This is a genomic window from Ameyamaea chiangmaiensis (genome assembly GCF_013376175.1).
Taxonomy (GTDB): Bacteria; Pseudomonadota; Alphaproteobacteria; order Acetobacterales; family Acetobacteraceae; genus Ameyamaea; species Ameyamaea chiangmaiensis.
In genome coordinates, this window is sequence record NZ_JABXXR010000017.1 from 20,798 (window position 1) to 39,634 (window position 18,837).

The 18,837-nt window shown below is 65.4% G+C and carries 19 protein-coding genes; 13 read left to right on the forward strand and 6 right to left on the reverse strand.

Annotated elements, in window-relative coordinates:
* Positions 1–143 precede the first annotated feature (143 nt).
* The 4 genes from kdsA to tpiA form a co-directional block, all read right to left on the reverse strand.
* The gene (kdsA, locus tag HUK82_RS04345) at positions 144–998 is read right to left on the reverse strand and encodes a 3-deoxy-8-phosphooctulonate synthase (RefSeq protein ID WP_176612780.1); all 855 of its coding nucleotides are present in this window, start codon (positions 996–998) and stop codon (positions 144–146) included.
* The gene (locus HUK82_RS04350; RefSeq protein ID WP_176612781.1) at positions 995–2,626 is read right to left on the reverse strand and encodes a CTP synthase; all 1,632 of its coding nucleotides are present in this window, start codon (positions 2,624–2,626) and stop codon (positions 995–997) included. The genes kdsA and HUK82_RS04350 overlap by 4 nt, the downstream gene beginning before the upstream one ends.
* Positions 2,627–2,731: 105 nt before the next feature.
* Positions 2,732–3,076, reverse strand: a complete 345-nt coding sequence (secG, locus tag HUK82_RS04355) for a preprotein translocase subunit SecG (protein WP_176612782.1) — start codon at positions 3,074–3,076, stop codon at positions 2,732–2,734.
* A 48-nt stretch (positions 3,077–3,124) separates the two neighbouring features.
* The gene (tpiA, locus tag HUK82_RS04360) at positions 3,125–3,868 is read right to left on the reverse strand and encodes a triose-phosphate isomerase (RefSeq protein WP_176612783.1); all 744 of its coding nucleotides are present in this window, start codon (positions 3,866–3,868) and stop codon (positions 3,125–3,127) included.
* Positions 3,869–4,040: 172 nt separating this feature from the next.
* Between tpiA and HUK82_RS04365 the strand changes: the two genes are divergently transcribed.
* From HUK82_RS04365 to HUK82_RS04425, 13 genes are all read left to right on the forward strand, one after another.
* Positions 4,041–5,963, forward strand: coding sequence for a peptidyl-prolyl cis-trans isomerase (locus tag HUK82_RS04365; RefSeq protein WP_176612784.1), 1,923 nt, complete (start codon positions 4,041–4,043; stop codon positions 5,961–5,963).
* Between the two features lie 16 nt (positions 5,964–5,979).
* Entirely contained in the window at positions 5,980–7,524 is a 1,545-nt protein-coding gene (gene trpE, locus HUK82_RS04370) for an anthranilate synthase component I (protein ID WP_176612785.1), read from the forward strand.
* Between the two features lie 46 nt (positions 7,525–7,570).
* Complete coding sequence (locus HUK82_RS04375; RefSeq protein WP_176612786.1) at positions 7,571–8,176, forward strand: anthranilate synthase component II; 606 nt, start codon at positions 7,571–7,573, stop codon at positions 8,174–8,176.
* 9 nt (positions 8,177–8,185) lie between these two features.
* On the forward strand, positions 8,186–9,292 hold the full coding sequence (gene trpD / locus HUK82_RS04380; RefSeq protein WP_176612787.1) for an anthranilate phosphoribosyltransferase: 1,107 nt from the start codon (positions 8,186–8,188) through the stop codon (positions 9,290–9,292).
* A complete protein-coding gene (gene trpC, locus HUK82_RS04385) occupies positions 9,289–10,164 on the forward strand; it encodes an indole-3-glycerol phosphate synthase TrpC (RefSeq protein WP_176612788.1) in 876 nt (291 codons plus the stop codon). The genes trpD and trpC overlap by 4 nt, the downstream gene beginning before the upstream one ends.
* Positions 10,161–10,655 (forward strand): cyclic pyranopterin monophosphate synthase MoaC, encoded by a 495-nt coding sequence (gene moaC, locus HUK82_RS04390; RefSeq protein WP_281414935.1) that lies wholly within the window; start codon positions 10,161–10,163, stop codon positions 10,653–10,655. Before trpC ends, moaC begins: the two co-directional genes overlap by 4 nt.
* A gap of 99 nt (positions 10,656–10,754) precedes the next feature.
* Positions 10,755–11,759, forward strand: coding sequence for a pyruvate dehydrogenase (acetyl-transferring) E1 component subunit alpha (gene pdhA, locus HUK82_RS04395; protein WP_176612790.1), 1,005 nt, complete (start codon positions 10,755–10,757; stop codon positions 11,757–11,759).
* A 7-nt stretch (positions 11,760–11,766) separates the two neighbouring features.
* Positions 11,767–13,122 (forward strand): pyruvate dehydrogenase complex E1 component subunit beta, encoded by a 1,356-nt coding sequence (locus HUK82_RS04400; RefSeq protein ID WP_176612791.1) that lies wholly within the window; start codon positions 11,767–11,769, stop codon positions 13,120–13,122.
* Positions 13,123–13,132: 10 nt separating this feature from the next.
* Positions 13,133–14,377, forward strand: a complete 1,245-nt coding sequence (locus tag HUK82_RS04405) for a pyruvate dehydrogenase complex dihydrolipoamide acetyltransferase (RefSeq protein ID WP_176612792.1) — start codon at positions 13,133–13,135, stop codon at positions 14,375–14,377.
* A gap of 10 nt (positions 14,378–14,387) precedes the next feature.
* On the forward strand, positions 14,388–15,797 hold the full coding sequence (lpdA, locus tag HUK82_RS04410) for a dihydrolipoyl dehydrogenase (protein ID WP_176612793.1): 1,410 nt from the start codon (positions 14,388–14,390) through the stop codon (positions 15,795–15,797).
* Between the two features lie 125 nt (positions 15,798–15,922).
* Positions 15,923–16,921: a lipoyl synthase gene (gene lipA / locus HUK82_RS04415; protein ID WP_176612794.1), complete on the forward strand. Its 999-nt coding sequence runs from the start codon at positions 15,923–15,925 to the stop codon at positions 16,919–16,921.
* Positions 16,921–17,403, forward strand: coding sequence for a type II toxin-antitoxin system RatA family toxin (locus HUK82_RS04420; protein WP_176612795.1), 483 nt, complete (start codon positions 16,921–16,923; stop codon positions 17,401–17,403). The genes lipA and HUK82_RS04420 overlap by 1 nt, the downstream gene beginning before the upstream one ends.
* A 69-nt stretch (positions 17,404–17,472) precedes the next feature.
* The gene (locus tag HUK82_RS04425; protein ID WP_176612796.1) at positions 17,473–17,853 is read left to right on the forward strand and encodes a hypothetical protein; all 381 of its coding nucleotides are present in this window, start codon (positions 17,473–17,475) and stop codon (positions 17,851–17,853) included.
* 64 nt (positions 17,854–17,917) lie between these two features.
* Here HUK82_RS04425 and HUK82_RS04430 read toward each other — a convergent pair whose 3' ends face one another.
* Both HUK82_RS04430 and HUK82_RS04435 read right to left on the reverse strand, forming a co-directional pair.
* On the reverse strand, positions 17,918–18,436 hold the full coding sequence (locus HUK82_RS04430; RefSeq protein WP_176612797.1) for a CinA family protein: 519 nt from the start codon (positions 18,434–18,436) through the stop codon (positions 17,918–17,920).
* Positions 18,436–18,837 (reverse strand): lytic transglycosylase domain-containing protein (locus tag HUK82_RS04435; protein WP_176612798.1); only part of this gene is annotated, 402 nt, incomplete at its 5' end. The genes HUK82_RS04435 and HUK82_RS04430, both read right to left, overlap by 1 nt.

Below are 18,837 nucleotides of genomic sequence, written 5' to 3' on the forward strand. Positions count from 1 at the left end.
CTTCTATCACGGTGGCAGCGTGGCCACTGGATCGTTCTTATTGATCGCGGACTATGGCGCTACGCAAGGTGCTGCCCGTCCGTGGCGCCTATCAGTCTCCGACAACGCGGCAAGGTCAAGACACCCCCGTGCGAGCGAGCTGTTCAACCAATGGCGTCGCGCGCGCGGATGTCCTTGCCCACCGCGTCGACACGCATGAGGTCGCGCAGCAGGGACTCCATCTGCCGCAGCGGGATCATGTTCGGGCCGTCGCTGGGCGCGTGATCGGGGTCCTGATGGGTCTCGATGAAGACGGCGGCGACGCCGATGGCCAGGGCCGCGCGGGCCAGAATGGGCGCGAATTCCCGCTGGCCGCCTGATGAACCGCCAAGGCCGCCCGGCTGCTGCACGGAATGCGTCGCGTCATAGACGACCGGATAGCCGGTGGCCCCCATGATCGGCAGGCCGCGCATGTCATTGACCAGCGTGTTGTAGCCGAAGCTGGTGCCGCGCTCACACAGCAGGACATTGTTGTTCCCGGTCGAGGCGATCTTGGCCGCCACGTTGGCCATGTCCCACGGCGCGAGGAACTGGCCCTTCTTGACGTTGATCGCGGCCCCGGTCTCGCCGGCGGCGAGCAGAAGATCGGTCTGGCGGCACAGGAAGGCCGGGATCTGCAACACGTCCACTGCCTGTGCGACGGGTGCGCACTGTTCGGGCGCATGCACGTCGGTCAGGACCGGAACGGACCATTTCGTCCGGATGGCCGACAGGATATCCAGTCCCTTATGCATGCCGACACCGCGAGCGGCGCCGATCGACGTGCGATTGGCCTTGTCGAAGGAGCTTTTGTAGATCAGCCCCAGACCCAGACGCTGGCAAATCCCGTGCAGGGCCTCCGCCGTCTCGAACGCATGGGCTTCGGATTCGATCTGGCAGGGACCGGCGATCAGGACGAACGGACGATCGTTGCCGATCTCCAGGCTGCCGACCGGGACAGTGCGCGCGAGAGCCGTCATACGAGGCGAGCCTTCTTGACCGCGGCGCCCACGAAGCCTGAAAACAGGGGATGGGGGGCGAAGGGCTTGGACAGGAGTTCAGGATGGTACTGCACGCCCACGAACCACGGGTGATCAGGGTATTCGACCACCTCGGGCAGGATACCGTCCGGTGACATGCCCGAGAACTTCAGCCCGACGGCCTCCAGCTTCTCGCGATAGTGCAGGTTGACCTCATAGCGATGACGATGGCGCTCCCGCACCTCGGTCTTGCCGTAGATGTCCGCCACGCGTGAGCCTTCGGCCAGCTTGGCCGTGTAGGCGCCCAGACGCATCGTGCCACCGAGTTCACCGCCTTCACGGCGACGCAGCAGTTCATTGCCCCGCGCCCATTCAGTCATCAGGCCGACCAGCGGCTGGTTCGTCGGGCCGAACTCCGTCGAGGAGGCATCGGGCAGTCCGGCCAGAGAGCGGGCGCACTCGATCACCGCCATCTGCATGCCGAAGCAGATCCCGAGGAACGGGATGCCCCGCTCACGGGCAAAGCGGACGGCGTCGATCTTACCCTCCGATCCGCGCTCGCCAAAGCCGCCGGGGACCAGAACGCCATGTGCGTTGGCGAGGCGTTCGAGGGCTTCGTCCGAACGCTCGAACACCTCGGACTCGACCCAGTCCAGTTTCACGCGCACCCGATTGGCGATGCCGCCATGCAGCAGGGCCTCGATCAGCGATTTGTAGCTGTCGAGCAACGCCGTGTATTTGCCGACCACCGCGATCCGCACCTCGCCCTCCGGATTGCGGATGGCATCCAGGATCGCATGCCACTTCGACAGATCCGGCTCGGCGTCGGCGGGCAGGCCGAAATAACGCAGGACCTCATTGTCCATGCCTTCGGCGTGGTAGGAAATCGGGCAGGCATAGATGCTATCGACATCCAGTGCTGCGATCACGGCTTCCGGACGGACGTTGCAGAAGTTGGCAATCTTCCGACGCTCGGTCTCGGGGATCGGACGGTCGGAGCGGCAGAGCAGCATCTGCGGCTGGATGCCGACATTCTGCAGTTCCTTGACGGAATGCTGGGTCGGCTTGGTTTTCAACTCGCCCGCGGCCGGAATCCACGGCAGCAGGGTGAGATGGACACACATCGTCTGGTCCGCGCCGAGGTCGTTGCGCAACTGGCGAATGGCCTCAAGGAACGGCAGACTTTCGATATCGCCGACCGTGCCGCCGATCTCGACCAGCACGAAATCGAGGTTCTCGGTCCCGGCGACCACCGCTTCCTTGATCGCGTCGGTGATGTGGGGAATGACCTGAACGGTCGCACCCAGATAGTCGCCGCGGCGTTCGCGTGCGATGACGTCCGAATAGATCCGCCCGGTCGTCGTGTTGTCCGAACGCAGGGCATGCACGCCCGTGAACCGTTCGTAGTGGCCGAGGTCGAGGTCGGTTTCCGCCCCGTCGTCGGTCACGAACACCTCGCCGTGCTGATAGGGGCTCATGGTGCCCGGATCGACGTTGAGATAGGGGTCCAGCTTACGCAGACGGACCTTATAGCCCCGGGCCTGCAGAAGGGCCGCGAGAGCTGCTGAGGCGATGCCTTTTCCAAGCGAGGAAACCACGCCGCCGGTGATGAATACAAACCGCGTCATGGAAGGCTTTCCTACACTGGTTCGCCGCCCGGGCGAAAGGGCGGCAGGAGAATAAAAGCGATGAAAGAAAAATGGCGCCTTCCGGGGAGGGCGCCATTCCGACGATCAGTGCGTTGTGTCCGGCGTCTGCGGGGTGGCCGGAGGTGCGGTCGCCGGAGCGGGCGGGGCTGGAGGGACTACCGCCGGAGGGGCCGCCAGAATGTCGTGCGCGCTCCCGCTGCCGGCACCACGGTTGATCACCGCCAGCGCCAGCGACAGCACCATGAAGATGCCGGCCAGAACCGCCGTCGTGCGCGTCAGGAGATTCGCCGTTCCGCGACCGGACATGAACGCGCCCATGCCCTGGCTGCTGCCGATTCCCAGACCGCCGCCTTCGCTGCGCTGGATCAGCACGGTGCCGATCAGGGCGACTGTGACAAGAAGATGGATGATCAGCAGAAACGTGGTCATTCTCGGGTTCCGGACAGGGTCGGGCAGACAGTGGGTCGAGCGGCGGCGTCAGTCGCCGGCGGAGGCGCGGACGATATCAAGGAAGGACTCGGGCTTCAACGACGCGCCACCCACCAATGCGCCGCCCACCTCCGCCACACGCAGGATCGCCGACGCGTCGCGCGGTGTGACGGAGCCTCCATACAGGATTTGCATCGTCTTGCCACCCTCGCCGAACTGGCGAGCCAGCTCGGCACGGATAAACGCCATCATGTCGGCGATATCGTCGATCGAGGCGCTCTGACCGGTGCCTATGGCCCAGACGGGCTCATAGGCGACGATACCGGCGAAGTCCTGCGGCAGGGATCCTTCGATCTGATAGCCGATCACGTCGCGCGCCTGTCCTGCGGCGCGCTGGTCCTGGGTTTCGCCGACGCACACCACCGGGACCAGACCTGCGGACGCGGCGGCGACCGCTTTCTGCCGCACCATTTCATCGAGTTCCTGATGTCCGGCCCGGCGCTCCGAATGCCCCAGAATGACGTAGCGCACGCCGATATCGGCCAGCATCGGTGCGGAGATGTCGCCCGTGAATGCCCCCCGGCCTTCGTGATGGCAATCCTGCGCGCCCAGTGCGACCGCCGATCCGGAGAGCTCCGCCGCGACCGTAGACAAATGAACGAAGGAGGGACAGACGACGACCCGCGGACCGGTGTCGGACGACACGCCGTCCGCCACCGCTCTGGCCAGCGTGCGGGCGTCGGCCACAAGGCCGTTCATTTTCCAGTTGCCGATTATCACCTGGCTGGTCATGGCGTGTCGTCCGTCTCCCGTGGCCTGGCACGCCGTGGCGCCGGGCCTTGTTCTAGGTTACGCCACCGTATTCCATTCGGCGCCCCATGCGCAAAGTCAGGCCACGCGGACGGTAGCCCGCGCGGCCGTTTGCCTGTATGTATCCGCCCGTTTCCACCGTCGGGCCTGGTTCATGATTTCATTCCTGCGTCATATCTTCGTTGACTCCTGGCTCGGCCGGATCATTGCGTTGCTTATCTTCGTGGTGTTCGCGGCGCTGGGTATGAACGGCCTGTTCGATTCCGGCGCGTTCGGAGCGGGGGATGTGGTGGCCAGTGTCGCAGGCGAGAAAATCCACGCCGACGATCTGGCGCGCGGCGTGCAGTCCGGCCTGACCCAGACCGCGCGCCAGATGGGGGTTGCTGATGCATCGGCTCTGCCGCCCGCGACCCGCGACCAGATCGCGCGCGAGGCGCTTCAGCGTCTGTTGATGGAGCGCGAGATCGCCGTGGCCGCGCGTCGACACGGGCTGGTCGTGCCGGACAGCGCCGTGCGGGACGAGATTTTTGCGATGCCCTATTTCAAGGGCACGACCGGTCAGTTCGATCACGCTGTGCTGAACCAGAAGCTCGCGCAGATCGGTATGACGGAAAAGCAACTGGTCGAGATGGTCAGGGCAGAGATCGCGTCGCGCGGCCTGATGGAGGCCATCGGTGGATCGATTGCCGTGCCGGATATCATGGTCCGCCGGATTTTCGATTTCGATGCCGAGTTGCGCAGCCTCGATGTCGCGCAGATCCGCTTCGCGTCCATGACACCCCCGGCAGCGCCCGACGAGGCCGTCCTGCGGCGGTTCTACGACAATCATCCGCAGGATTTCCGCACCCCCGAATACCGTCATATTCGTGCCGTGGTTCTGTCGGCCGATACGATCGCACGGTCGATGAATATCGCCGATGCGGATCTGCATCGTGTCTATGACCTGCAGTCAAACCGTTTTCATGTGCCCGAGCTTCGCTCGCTTCAGTTGGTGACAGCCCCGGATCAGGCCGCGGCTGACCGTGTGGCGGCACAGTGGAAGGCGGGGGCGGACTGGCAGGCGGTGCAGGCCGCCGCCAAGGGCAGCGCCGCCGTGGAGATGCCCGACACCCGGGCCAGCGACCTGCCATCGGACGCCTTGTCCAAACTGGTGTTCGCAGCGCCCACCGATGCGGTGCAGGGGCCGGTCAAGGTGGACACGGGCTGGGTCGTCTTCCGCGTCAACGCGGTCAAGGCACCCCACGACACCAGCTTCGAGCACGCGCGCGCGGACATCCATGATGAAATCGCGCACGCACAGGCACCGGGCCTGGTCGGTCAGCGTCTGCCGCGCTTTCAGGATGCGGTCGCCGGAGGCGGCGATCTGGACAAGATTCCGACCGATATCGGCGCGGTCGCGGTGTCGGGCGCACTGGACGCGCAGGGTCTGACCCGCGAGGGCGAGCCCGCCCCGCTGCCCGGTGACAAGGCCGTGCACGATGCGATCATCAACCGTGCCTTCGTGCAGGGGAAGGGCGCCCACCCGAGTGTTGTCAGCGCGGGTCACGACACATGGTTCGCTCTGGTGGTCGACGACGTCACTCCGGCCGCCAAACGTCCCTTCGACGAGGTTCGGGACAAGGTTCTGGCCGCCTGGACCCAGGCGCAGGTCCGTCAGCAGGCCAACGAGCGTGCGACGTCGCTGTATGTCGCCGCGACGGACAAGGGCGGCATCGCGTCGGTCCCCGATGCGGGTGCCGGACTGCTGCATGGCGTGAGCGTGACGCGCAACGGCGGTCCGGACGTGCCGGCGGCGCTGACGCACGTGGCGTTCGGCCTGAAGGTCGGGCAGAGCACGATGATCGAAGCCGACGACAGTTTCTATATCGCGACCGTGACCGGCATTACGCACCCGCCGGTCAGCAGCAATCAGACCGGCTACGATCGCGTGCGCGGCTCGCTCGACCAGTCGATCGGCGACGATCTCGGTATGTCGTATGTCGCGGACCTCGAGAAGACCCTGAAGCCCAAGACCAATATGGCCGTGTTCAACCAGGTTGTCGCGCGTTTCAGTGCCCAGCCCGGTGCCGGCGGCTGACGGAGGCACCCGGAACATGAGCGACACCAGGCTGCTGCCCCCGCCGCCCGACGATGACGTGCTGGTCGCGCGGCTGAACGCCGGGCAGTCTTCGCTCCTGTGGTCGATCGAGGTGGCCGATCTGCTGACGCCGGTCGCCGCGTTGAAGCGTCTGGTACGGCTGACGGACAATGGCCGTTACTCATTCCTGCTCGAAAGTGTCGAGGGCGGCACGTCGCGCGGGCGTTATTCGGTCATCGGACTGCTGCCCGATCTGGTCTGGCGCTGCCACGGGGGCGTCGCGGCGCTCAACCGAACGCCCGCCGATGACGCCGGATTCGAGTCGGTCACGGGCACACCGCTCGAGTCCCTGCGGGCCGTGATGGCGGACAGCCGGATCGATCTGCCCGAAGGTATGCCTCCCATGGCCGGGGGCCTGTTCGGCTATCTCGGCTACGACATGGTCCGGCAGATGGAGCATCTGCCCAATATGCCGCCGGACGATCTCGGCCTTCCCGAGGGGACGATGCTGCGTCCCGCGCTGTTCGCGATCTTCGATACCGTGCGGGACGAGTTGATCCTTGTCGCGTCCGTACGCCCCGGTGGCGCGCATACCGCCTGCGACACGGTCGCGGCCGCGCGCGCGCTGATCGAGCGTGCCCGATCGGTCCTGTCCGAGCCATTGGCCATCGCCGACATGTCGCCCAGCGGGGCGATCGAGATCGGGCCGCAGCGTTCGACGTTCACGCCGGAGGCGTTCTGCGACGCCGTTCGCAGGATCCAGGACTACATCGCGGCGGGCGACGCGTTTCAGGTGGTGCCAAGCCAGCGATTCTCGGCCCGCTTCAGCCTGCCGCCGCTGGCCCTGTATCGTGCCTTGCGCCGGATCAATCCCGCGCCGTTCCTGTTCTATTTCGATTTCGGAGCGTTCAGCCTCGTGGGGTCATCGCCCGAAATTCTGGTCCGGCTGCGCGAAGGCGTCATGACGGTCCGGCCCCTGGCGGGGACGCGGCCGCGCGGTGCCACGCAGGCGGAGGATCTGGCGCTGGAGCGTGAACTTCTTGCCGACCAGAAGGAACTGGCCGAGCATCTGATGCTGATTGACCTCGGTCGCAACGATGTCGGGCGTGTGGCCGAGATGGGGTCGGTGAAGGTCCGCGAAAAGTTCGTGATCGAGCGTTTCAGCCACGTCATGCATATTTCCTCCACCGTGGAGGGGCGGCTGCGCCCCGAGTTCGATGCGCTTGACGCCCTCGTCGCCGGGTTCCCCGCCGGCACGCTGACCGGTGCGCCCAAAATCCGCGCGATGGAAATCATTGACGAGATCGAGCCCACGCGGCGGGCTACCTATGCCGGCTGTATCGGCTATTTCGGTCCGGACGGCGACATGGATACGTGCATCGGGTTGCGAATGGCCGTGGTGAAAGACGGCGAAATCCACGTTCAGGCCGGCTGTGGCGTCGTAGCGGACAGCGTGCCGGAGGCCGAGCATGCCGAAACCCAGCACAAGGCGCGGGCGCTGTTCAGGGCCGCGGAGGAAGCGGTGCGGTTCGCGGGCAGCAACAGGGCGCCGCTGGGATGACGTCTGAGGATTTGACCCGCGCGGTCCGTAACGCCATCATGACGCCATGATTCTGCTGATCGACAACTACGACAGCTTTACCTTCAACCTCGTCCATTATCTCGGCGAGCTTGGAGCCGCCTGCGACGTGCGGCGGAACGATTCGCTGAGCGTGCAACAGGCCCTGGCGCTTGAGCCCGAGGCGATCGTCATTTCGCCCGGTCCCTGTACGCCGAGCGACGCGGGCATCTGCTGCGACCTGATCGAGGCAGCGGCCGGACGTATCCCCCTGTTCGGCGTTTGTCTGGGCCATCAGGCGATCGGGCAGGTGTTCGGGGCCGAGGTGGTACGCGCGCCGACCCCGATGCATGGCAAGATCAGCCCCGTCTTCCATGAGGGCACCGATGTCTTTAGTGGCCTGCCCGATCCGTTCAACGCGACGCGTTATCACAGCCTGACGCTCGCGCCCGACAGTGTCCCGGATAGCCTCGCCGTGACCGCCCATACGGCGGACGGGGTGATCATGGGCGTGCGGCACAGGACCATGCCTGTGTTCGGTGTCCAGTTTCATCCCGAAAGTATCGCGTCCGAGCATGGGCGCGAGATACTGGCGAATTTCCTCGGGCTTGCGCGGGGTGCCAACCGGACGCCCGCCATGGCCTCGTCGAGCTGAGCGCCCCGGGTGGCGGACGCCTCGATCGACCCCGAGTTTCGCGACGGCCTTGAGCGGCTGGCGCGGGGCGACGTGCTGGACGCCGCGAGTGCTGCGCGACTGTTCGGGCGCATTATGGACGGCGACATATCCGACATCGGCATCGCGGCCTTTCTGATGGCGCTCCGCACCCGGGGGGAGACGTCCGCCGAACTGGCGGGTGCCGTCCGTGCGATGCGCGACCGGATGATCGGCCTGTCGGACGTCCCGGCCGACACGGTGGACGTCTGCGGCACCGGGGGAGACGGCCTCGGCACTCTGAACGTCTCGACGGCCGTTGCCTTCGTGCTGGCGTCGATGGGGGTGCCGGTCGCCAAGCATGGCAATCGGTCACAGTCGTCGCGGTCGGGTGCCACCGACGTCGTCGCGGCGCTGGGCGTCGGCATGCCGGACGACCCGTTGGTGCTGTCGCGCCTGTTGCGCGACACCGGTCTGGTGTTTCTGGCGGCGCCCAACCATCATCCCGCCATGCGCCACGCGGCGCCCGTGCGACGTGGTCTAGGGATTCGCACCCTGTTCAACCTCGTCGGGCCGCTGTCCAATCCGGCGGCCGTCCGGCGCCAGTTGATCGGTGTCTACGATGTCGCGTGGCTGATGCCGGTCGTCGAGACCGCGCGCGATCTGGGCGCCACCTGCGTCTGGGCCGTGCACGGAGAGACGGCGCGCGGGGGTACGGACGAGCTGACCCTGGCAGGCGATAATCATGTCGTCGGGCTCGATGACGGCCAGATACGGACCTTCACCGTGACGGCGGAAATGGCGGGCCTGCCGTCCGCACCCATCGAGGCCATCGTCGGCGGTGATCCGCGGCACAACGCACAGGCGCTCGAGGCGCTGCTGGGCGGCGCGACCGGGCCCTACCGCGACACCGTGGTGCTGAATGCCGCGGTGGCCCTGCATGTGGCCGGGCGAGGCGGCATTCTCGACGAGGGACGTATTGCGCCCGCCGCCCTGCGGGACAATGTGACACGGGTGGGCACAGCATTGGCGAGCGGCCAGGCACTGCAGGTTCTGCGGACGCTGCGCGAGGCGTCTTCGAGCCAGTTGCTCGCCGCCATGAACACAGGAACAGCATGACTGACACATCAGTGCCGCCCTCTGCGGTTCAGGCCGTAGCTCCGGAACTCGTCAAGCGGGAGTTGCGGACCGACATGCCCGACGTTCTGGCGCGTATCGTCGCCAGAACGCGCGTGGACGTGACCCAGCGGGCGACGATCCTGCCGCTGAAGGACATCACGGCCAAGGCGCGCGAAGTGCACGAGCCCACTCGGGGATTCGGGCAGGCGCTGAAACAGAAGACGGCGGACCGGCAGGTCGGCCTGATCGCGGAGATCAAGAAGGCCTCGCCGTCGGCGGGTATCCTGCGGGCGCATTACGATCCCGCGGCGATCGCGCAATCCTATCATCAGGCCGGTGCAGCGTGTCTCTCGGTACTGACGGAAGGGTCCTGTTTTCATGGCGACACGGCGGACCTGAAGACCGCACGCGCGGCATGTCCGCTGCCGGTGCTGCGCAAGGACTTCATGCTCGACCCGTGGCAGGTTCACGAAAGCCGGATCATCGGCGCGGATGCGATCCTTCTGATCATGGCCATGCTGACGGACATGCAGGCGTCCGAACTGCTGGATATCGCCCGTGGTCTGGGGATGGACGTACTGGTCGAAGTTCATGACGAGGCCGAACTGAACCGGGCACTCGCGCTCGACACGTCGCTGATCGGGATCAACAACCGCAACCTGCGCACCCTGCAGACGGACATCCAGACGACATTCGATCTCGCGCCGCTGGTGCCTCCGGACCGGATCGTCGTGTCCGAAAGCGGCATCCGCACGCATGAGGAAGTGATGCGGCTGAGCGAGATCGGGGCCAGCGGCATGCTGGTCGGCGAATCCCTGCTGCGTGAGGACGATCCGGGCGTTGCCGCGCGCCGCCTGCTGGGTTTTGCCTGATGGCAGAGGGCCTGACCCATATCGGGCCCGATGGCTCGGCGATCATGGTGGACGTGTCGGACAAGCCCGAGACGCGGCGTGACGCCGTGGCGGTCGGTGCGATCCGCATGCGCCCGGAGACGGTCGCGCGGATCGTGCAGGGCACGATGCCCAAGGGCGACGTTCTGGCCACGGCGCGCATAGCGGGGATTATGGCCGCCAAGCGCACGGCGGACCTCATCCCGTTGTGTCATCCCCTGTCCCTGTCGTCGGTGCAGATCGACCTGTCACCCGGCGAGGAGGGGATCGCCATCACCGCACGGGTGCGAACCACCGGCCGCACGGGTGTGGAAATGGAGGCACTGACCGCCGTTTCCGTTGCGGGTCTGACGCTGTACGACATGTGCAAGGCCGTGGATCGCGAGATGGTGATGGATGGTATCCGCCTCGCCCTCAAGACGGGAGGTCAGAGCGGAGACTATGGTGCCGGGCAATCGAAGGACGCGGGATGACAGGCTTGGGTCTACGTTCACTGACGTCCGTCCCACTCTAATCAGGTCAGAAAGCTCCGGCGCTAATCTTTCCGGAGCGCAAGCACGAGGAGACACATCATGGCAGAAGGAAGCGGCGTAGGGGGCGGTCATAACGGACCGGCGCTCGGGGTCGAAGAACTCAAGCGCGCCTTTCACGACATGGTGCTGATCCGCCGGTTCGAGGAAAAGGCCGGCCAGCTCTACGGCATGGGCCTGATCGGCGGTTTCTGCCATCTGTATATCGGTCAGGAGGCGGTCGTCGTGGGTGTCCAGATGGCGCTCAAGCCGGGTGACAAGATCATCACCTCCTATCGTGACCACGGCCAGATGCTGGCGGCCGGCATGACCCCTCGCGGTGTGATGGCCGAACTGACCGGTCGTGCGGGGGGATACTCGCACGGCAAGGGTGGATCGATGCACATGTTCTCGCGCGAGAAGAATTTCTACGGCGGACACGGTATCGTCGGCGCGCAGGTGGCGCTTGGTATTGGCCTGGCCTTCGCCAACAAATATCGCGGCACGGACGAGGTCTCGGTGGCCTATTTCGGCGAGGGTGCGTCCAACCAGGGGCAGGTTTACGAAAGCTTCAACCTTGCCGCCTTGCAGAAGCTTCCGTGTGTGTTCGTCATCGAAAATAACCGCTATGGCATGGGGACCAGTGTCGAGCGGGCGTCCGCCTCGACCGATCTGTCGCAGAACGGAGCGCCGTGGGGTATTCCGGGCCGCAAGGTCGATGGCATGGACGTCGTCGCCGTGAACGAAGCGGTGGAGGAGGCCGTGGCCCAGTGTCGTGCTGGCAACGGTCCCTACCTTCTCGAGATGATGACCTATCGCTATCGCGGCCATTCGATGTCCGATCCGGCGAAGTATCGCACGCGGGACGAGGTCGACGATATCAGGCGCAATCAGGATCCGATCGAACGGGTTCGCCATGAACTCGATCGTCTGGGCGTCAGCGCCGAGGCGCTCAAGGAGATCGAAAACGACGTGAAAGCCGTGGTCAACGACGCGGCACAATTCGCGCAGGAAAGCCCCGAGCCCGATCCGTCCGAGCTTTGGACCGACGTGCTGCTGGAGGCCTGAGGGAAGTATGTCCACCCAAATTCTGATGCCCGCCCTGTCGCCGACCATGACCGAGGGCAAACTTGCCAAGTGGCTTAAATCCACAGGTGACAAGGTGTCGTCCGGCGACGTGATCGCCGAGATCGAGACCGACAAGGCGACGATGGAGGTCGAGGCCGTCGATGACGGCACGCTGGGCCGTATTCTGGTCCCCGAGGGAGCGGAGAACGTCGCCGTCAACACGCCGATTGCCGTGCTTCTGGCCGAGGGCGAGGACGACACGGCGACCGACGCCCCGGCGGCGGAGACACCGGCGCCGTCCGACACCGCGACCCCTGCGCCATCGGGCGACGTGGCACCGCTGCCCCCTGCCGCCGCCACCGTGGCGCCGGAGCCCGAATGGGGCGAAACGCAGGAGATCACGGTGCGTGAGGCCCTGCGCGACGCCATGGCGGCGGAACTGCGCCGTGATGAGGACGTGTTCCTGATCGGCGAAGAGGTCGCGCAGTATCAGGGTGCGTATAAGGTCAGCCAGGGCCTTCTGGATGAGTTCGGCGAGAAGCGGATCATCGACACGCCGATTACCGAACATGGCTTCACCGGCCTTGCCGTGGGTGCGGGCCTGACCGGCCTGCGCCCGATCGTGGAGTTCATGACCTTCAATTTCGCCATGCAGGCGATCGACCACATCATCAATTCGGCGGCCAAGACGCTGTATATGTCGGGCGGCCAGATGGGGTGCCCGATCGTGTTTCGTGGCCCCAATGGTGCGGCCGCGCGCGTCGGCGCGCAGCATTCCCAGTGTTACGCCAGCTGGTATGCGCACGTGCCGGGCCTGAAGGTCGTGGCACCGTGGTCGTCGGCGGATGCGAAGGGGCTGCTGCGGGCCGCCATTCGCGATCCCAATCCGGTCATCTTCCTCGAAAACGAAATCCTGTATGGGCACAAGTTCCCGTGTCCGGTGGACGAGGACTTCATCCTGCCGATCGGCCGGGCGAAGATCGAGCGTGAAGGCACGGACGTCACCATCACCGCGTTTTCGATCATGGTGGGTGTGGCTCTGGAGGCAGCGGAGAAGTTGGCCGAGCAGGGGATTTCCGCCGAGGTGATCAACCTTCGCTCGCTACGTCCGCTCGACACCGAAACGATCGTCAACAGCGTGAAGAAAACGTCGCGTCTGGTCAGCGTGGAAGAAGGCTGGCCGTTCGCGGGCATCGGGGCGGAAATCTCGATGCAGGTGATCGAACACGCCTTCGACTGGCTGGACGCGCCGCCTGTGCGCGTGGCGGGCCTGGATGTGCCGATGCCGTTCGCCGCCAATCTGGAAAAGCTCGCGTTGCCGCAGCCGGACTGGATCGTCGACGCCGTAAAGAAGCTGGTCTGAGGGGGCGCGCATGGCTGTGGATATTCTGATGCCCGCGCTGTCGCCGACCATGACGGAAGGCAAGCTGGCACGGTGGCTGAAAAAGGAAGGCGACACCGTTGCCTCCGGCGACGTGATCGCTGAAATCGAGACCGACAAGGCCACGATGGAGGTCGAGGCGGTCGAGGAGGGCATTTTGGGCCGCATCCTGGTCGCCGAGGGCAGCGAGGGCGTGAAAGTCAACGCACCGATCGCCATTCTGGTCGAGGACGGCGAGTCTGTTCCGGAGGGGCCTTCAGCGCCGACACCGAAGAACACGACCAAGGCAGAGGTCGCGAAGACGATCGATGCTCCCACAGTCGCCGCCCCTGCGACGGCTGCGTCAAAGCCCGCCGACAAGCCGGCCAACCGCATCGTGGCATCGCCGCTTGCCCGTCGTCTGGCCAGGGAGGCAGGGCTTGATCTGGCGACGATCACCGGGTCGGGTCCGTACGGGCGGATCGTGCGCCGGGACGTGGAGGGTCACACACCCGCACCCAAAGCCGCGCCGAAGTCCGTGGCTGCGACGCCCGCTGGTGGCGGCAGCCGCGCCGTGCCGAATTCGTCGATGCGGAAAGTCATCGCGCGTCGCCTGACGGAGTCGAAGTCGACCGTTCCGCATTTCTATGTCTCGATCGACGTGGAACTCGACGCGCTTCTGGCCCTGCGATCGCAGCTGAACGCCGTGTCGCCGTCCGAAGGACCGGAGGCGTTCAAACTGTCTGTCAATGACCTTCTGATCAAGGCCGCCGCCGTGACGCTCAAGCGTGTGCCCGGCGTCAACGTGTCCTATACGGACGAGGCAACGATCTTTTACGACGACGCCGACATTTCGGTCGCGGTTTCCATCCCGGATGGTCTGATCACACCGATCGTGCGTGCCGCCGATCGCAAGAGCGTGCGCACGATCAGCACCGAGGCAAAGGGACTGATCGCCAAGGCGCGTGCGGGCAAGCTGAAGCCGGAAGAGTTTCAGGGTGGCACCTTCTCGATTTCGAACATGGGCATGTTCGGGGTCAAGGATTTCGCGGCGATCATCAATCCGCCGCAGGCTGCCATTCTTGCCGTCGCGGCCGGTGAAAAGCGTGCCGTGGTCAAGGGCGATGACATTAGGATCGCGACCGTCATGACCGTCACGCTGTCGGTGGACCACCGCGCCGTGGACGGCGCGCTGGCGGCCGAGTTCGTGTCGGTGTTCAAGTCGGTGGTCGAATCCCCGATGGCGTTGGTTGTCTGAGGGATATGGCATGAGCAAGACCGATTTCGACCTGATCGTCGTCGGGGGCGGCCCCGGTGGCTATGTCGCGGCGCTGCGTGCGGCGCAGCTCAAACTCGACGTGGCGGTTGTCGAATCGACGCATCTGGGCGGCATCTGCCTGAACTGGGGCTGCATCCCCACCAAGGCACTTCTGCGCGCGTCGGAGATCAATCATCTGCTGCACGATCTCGGCCCGTTCGGGTTCAAGGCCGAAAATGTCTCCTATGATTTCGACAAGGTCGTCGCCCGCTCACGGGCCGTGTCGAAGCAGCTTGCCGGCGGCGTGGGCCATCTGCTGAAAAAGGCCAAGGTGCCGGTGTTCGACGGCCGGGGGAAACTCGCCGGCGTATCGCGCGGACGTCGCATGATCGAGGTCAGCAAGGACGGCAAGCCGGTGGCGACCCTGACCGCGAGGAACGTCATTCTGGCCACCGGTGCGCGGGCGCGCGTTCTGCCGGGGATCGAGCCGGACGGGGACCTTATCTGGTCCTACCGCGAGGCCATGGTGCCCAAGGCGATGCCGAAGAGCCTGCTGGTTATCGGCTCCGGGGCGATCGGGATCGAGTTCGCGTCGTTCTACCGGAACATGGGCGCGGAGGTCACGGTCGTGGAGGCCATGGACCGCGTCCTGCCGGTCGAGGACGAGGAGATCAGCGCGCTTGCCCACAAGGCTTTTGAAAAGCAGGGCATGACCATCCTGACCGGCGCGAAAATCGGGACACTGCGCAAGAACGGTGCCACCGTGACCGTCCCGGTCGAGGTGGCGGGCAAGACGCGGGAGATAACGGTCGAGAAAGTGATCTCGGCCGTCGGCATCGTCGGCAATGTCGAGGATATCGGTCTGGAGGGTACCAAGGTCGAGGTCGACCGCACCCATATCAAGGTCGATGGGTATTGCCGCACGGGTGAGCCGAACGTGTATGCGATCGGCGACGTCGCCGGGGCGCCGTGGCTCGCCCACAAGGCCAGCCACGAAGGTGTCCTGTGCGCCGAGCATATCGCCGGACGGGAGGTTCATCCGATGGACGTCACCAATATCCCGGGCTGCACCTATTGCCGCCCGCAGGTCGCGTCTGTGGGCCTGACCGAAGCCAAGGCCAAGGCGACCGGGCGCACGCTGCGTGTCGGTAAGTTCCCGTTCATGGGCAACGGCAAGGCCATCGCGATGGGTGAACCCGAAGGGCTGGTCAAGACGGTGTTCGACGCCGAGACGGGCGAGCTTCTGGGCGCGCACATGATCGGGGCGGAGGTCACCGAGATGATCCAGGGCTATGTCGTGGCCAAGACGGGCGAACTGACCGAGGGCGAGTTGAAGGAGACGGTGTTCCCGCACCCGACCATCTCCGAGTCGATGCATGAGGCGGTTCTTGCCGCGTGGGGTGGCGCGCTTCACTTCTAGGAGCCGTGCGTCATGTGTGCTTGACGTGCATGACGCCGCATTCCACCTGTGGGCGGCATGGCTGGTAAGGTCGTGACGCCGCGAGGGGCGTGCATAGTAAAGTTGATCAACGGGATGGCCCGCCAATGTCCAGCACACGCGTTCTGATCGATCATCGCAAGGGCGGTGTCGCGCGCCATCCGGAAAAGGCCCACCGGCCCGACAATCCGATCCTGCGCAAGCCGGACTGGATCCGCGTCAAGGCGCCCAACAGCCCGACCTATTTCGAGACGCGCAACCTGATGCGCGACAACAAGCTCGCCACCGTGTGCGAAGAGGCCGCATGCCCGAATATCGGGGAATGCTGGTCGCAGCGTCACGCGACGATGATGATCATGGGCGAGATCTGCACCCGCGCCTGTTCGTTCTGCAATGTGACGACCGGTCTGCCCCATGCGCTGGACGCGGATGAGCCTTCGCGCGTGGGCGACGCCGTGGCCAAGCTGGGTCTGCGCCATGTGGTGATCACGTCGGTCGATCGCGACGATCTGGCGGATGGGGGGGCTGCGCATTTCGCCCGGGTCATCGGGGCGGTGAGGGCCGCGTCACCCGGCACGACGATCGAGATTTTGACACCCGATTTCCTGCGCAAGCCCGGAGCGCTGGAAGTCGTCGTGGCGGCGCGTCCCGACGTGTTCAACCATAATCTCGAAACGGTGCCGCGGCTGTATCTGACGATCCGTCCGGGTGCCCGCTATTACCAGTCGCTGCGGCTTCTCGATGACGTCAAGCGTCTGGATCCGGGCATCTTCACCAAGTCCGGGTTGATGCTGGGCCTGGGCGAGGCACGGCCGGAAATCCTGCAGGTGATGGACGATCTGCGCATCGCCGATGTCGATTTTATCACCATGGGCCAGTATCTCCAGCCGACGCCCAAGCACGCTGCTGTCGACCGGTTCGTGACCCCGGACGAGTTCGCCGATTACGCGTCCATGGCGCGTTCGAAGGGCTTCCTGCAGGTGTCGGCCACACCGCTGACACGCTCGTCCTATCACGCGGATTCCGATTTTGCCGAACTCAAGGCAACGCGTGAGGCACGACTGGCCGCGACCAACGTCCAGCCGGCCGAAACGGTGGCCGTCTGATGCCCACCCATGCGGAGGAGCGTCTGGTTCCCTACTCGCAGGACCAGCTGTTCGAACTCGTCGCCGATGTGGGTAAGTATCCGCAGTTTCTGCCGTGGTGCACCGCGGCGCGGGTCCGGACGCGTACGGCCACCGAACTGGTGGCGGACCTGACGATCGGATTCGGACCTTTTCGAGAGACGTTCACCAGCCGCGTGTCGCTGCACCGGCCCGAGCGCGTCGATGTGCGTTATGAGCGTGGGCCCTTTCGTTATTTGAACAATGTATGGCTGTTCAAACCCCACGCTGACGGCTGCGTGGTGAATTTCTTCGTCGATTTCGAGTTCCGGTCGCGCCTGCTTCAGGCGGCGATCGGCGTTGTGTTCAACGAGGCCGTACGCCTGATGGTGGCGGCGTTTCTGCGTCGCGCCCGGGACGTGTATGGCGCATCGCAAGGCATGGGCGGCACCGGCGCACCCGCGGTCACGCCGACCCGACGCTAGGCGCAGGCCCACAGTCTCGGATACCGGCGGGAATTTTTTTCGCGAACTCTGTGCACGATGACACGTTCGATGACCGATGGCGTGCCGCAAGGCATGCGCAGGGAAAGGAACGTCATAATGACTTCACGTTTTCAGTTCGCGCTCGTCGCCGGTGCCATGCTTGCTGCAGGACCTGTGGTGGCAGCCACCCACCACCATGGTCATCACGACAAGTCCGCCATGCCGTCGGCGCAGGCGAGCCAGACCGATGCATTGAACGACAAGAGCCTGGCCGACGCCCGGGCCAGCATGACCCCGCCGCCGCAGCCTGCGGCGATCACGACGGGTACTTCGCTGAATACCGCGCCGACGACGGCAGCTGGCACCGGCATGACCGCACCCGCGGCTGCCTCCGCGCCTATGCAGCCGTCGGCCAGCGACATGAACGCGCCGGCGCCTCAGCCGCAATAACACGTCGTCGGTGTTTCGACTGACCGCGCCAAAGGCCGTCCCATATGGGGCGGCCTTTTTCGCTTCACGCGGCCTGAAGCGACCGGCGCGCCTGCTCGATAAGGCCCAGGGCCACGCGCACCGACTGGTCCCTCACAGCCGCGCGATCGCCGCCGAACACATGGTGTTCGGCTCGGACGTCGGTGCCGGAGCCATCGGTCCACGCGACCGCGAACCAGACCAGCCCCACCGGCTTGTCAGGCGTTCCACCGCCCGGGCCGGCGACGCCGCTGACCGCAACAGCGATCGATGCTTCGGGCGCACGAGCAAGCGCCCCCCGGGCCATGGCGCGTGCGGTCTCGGCGCTGACGGCGCCATGACGCATAAGCGTCTCTTCCGGCACGCCCAGAACCGCCTGCTTCATGGCGTTGCTATAGGTGACGAAGCCGCCGCACAGGGCGGATGACGAACCCGCGTGATGTGTCAGGCTGGCCGAGACCAGACCGCCGGTGCAGCTCTCGGCGGTGACGACCATCCGGCCGTCGCGGGAGAGGGCGCGCACCAGTGCGGCCGACAGGTCGAGCGTCGCGGGATCGAGGGTCATCAGCGTTGTTCCGATGCCTGGTACAGGGCGAAGTTCTCCTCGACACGTTCGACATAGTCACGTGTCTCGGTAAAGGGGATCGACTCGATCCAGTCGATCATCGCGTCCTGCGTCGCCGGGTTGTGCGCTGCGTCCCCCAGTGTCCCGAGCCACTGATCGGTCCTGTGCGGACCGGCGTTGTAGGCCGCGAGAACATACGGCACGACCTGATCGAAGCGCTGCATCAACTGTTCAAGATAGGCACTGCCCAGCGCGATGTTGTTGGCCGGGTCATAGAGCGACACAGCGTCGGTCCGCGCGGAAAGGTGGCCGCGCCGGGCCACGTCGCCGGCCGCCGCGGGCAGCAACTGCATCAGGCCATAGGCCCGGGCCGGGCTGACCGCGTTGGGGTTGAAGCTGCT

Bases quoted from the DNA above. Each gene is read 5' to 3' on its own strand.
- HUK82_RS04375 (WP_176612786.1), top strand. From the start codon at position 7,571: ATGATTCTGCTGATCGACAACTACGACAGCTTTACCTTCAACCTCGTC.
- HUK82_RS04400 (WP_176612791.1), top strand. From the start codon at position 11,767: ATGTCCACCCAAATTCTGATGCCCGCCCTGTCGCCGACCATGACCGAG.
- trpE (WP_176612785.1), top strand. From the start codon at position 5,980: ATGAGCGACACCAGGCTGCTGCCCCCGCCGCCCGACGATGACGTGCTG.
- lipA (WP_176612794.1), top strand. From the start codon at position 15,923: ATGTCCAGCACACGCGTTCTGATCGATCATCGCAAGGGCGGTGTCGCG.
- HUK82_RS04350 (WP_176612781.1), bottom strand. From the start codon at position 2,626: ATGACGCGGTTTGTATTCATCACCGGCGGCGTGGTTTCCTCGCTTGGA.
- lpdA (WP_176612793.1), top strand. From the start codon at position 14,388: ATGAGCAAGACCGATTTCGACCTGATCGTCGTCGGGGGCGGCCCCGGT.
- HUK82_RS04425 (WP_176612796.1), top strand. From the start codon at position 17,473: ATGACCGATGGCGTGCCGCAAGGCATGCGCAGGGAAAGGAACGTCATA.
- HUK82_RS04420 (WP_176612795.1), top strand. From the start codon at position 16,921: ATGCCCACCCATGCGGAGGAGCGTCTGGTTCCCTACTCGCAGGACCAG.
- tpiA (WP_176612783.1), bottom strand. From the start codon at position 3,868: ATGACCAGCCAGGTGATAATCGGCAACTGGAAAATGAACGGCCTTGTG.
- HUK82_RS04405 (WP_176612792.1), top strand. From the start codon at position 13,133: ATGGCTGTGGATATTCTGATGCCCGCGCTGTCGCCGACCATGACGGAA.
- HUK82_RS04365 (WP_176612784.1), top strand. From the start codon at position 4,041: ATGATTTCATTCCTGCGTCATATCTTCGTTGACTCCTGGCTCGGCCGG.
- trpC (WP_176612788.1), top strand. From the start codon at position 9,289: ATGACTGACACATCAGTGCCGCCCTCTGCGGTTCAGGCCGTAGCTCCG.
- secG (WP_176612782.1), bottom strand. From the start codon at position 3,076: ATGACCACGTTTCTGCTGATCATCCATCTTCTTGTCACAGTCGCCCTG.
- HUK82_RS04430 (WP_176612797.1), bottom strand. From the start codon at position 18,436: ATGACCCTCGATCCCGCGACGCTCGACCTGTCGGCCGCACTGGTGCGC.
- kdsA (WP_176612780.1), bottom strand. From the start codon at position 998: ATGACGGCTCTCGCGCGCACTGTCCCGGTCGGCAGCCTGGAGATCGGC.
- pdhA (WP_176612790.1), top strand. From the start codon at position 10,755: ATGGCAGAAGGAAGCGGCGTAGGGGGCGGTCATAACGGACCGGCGCTC.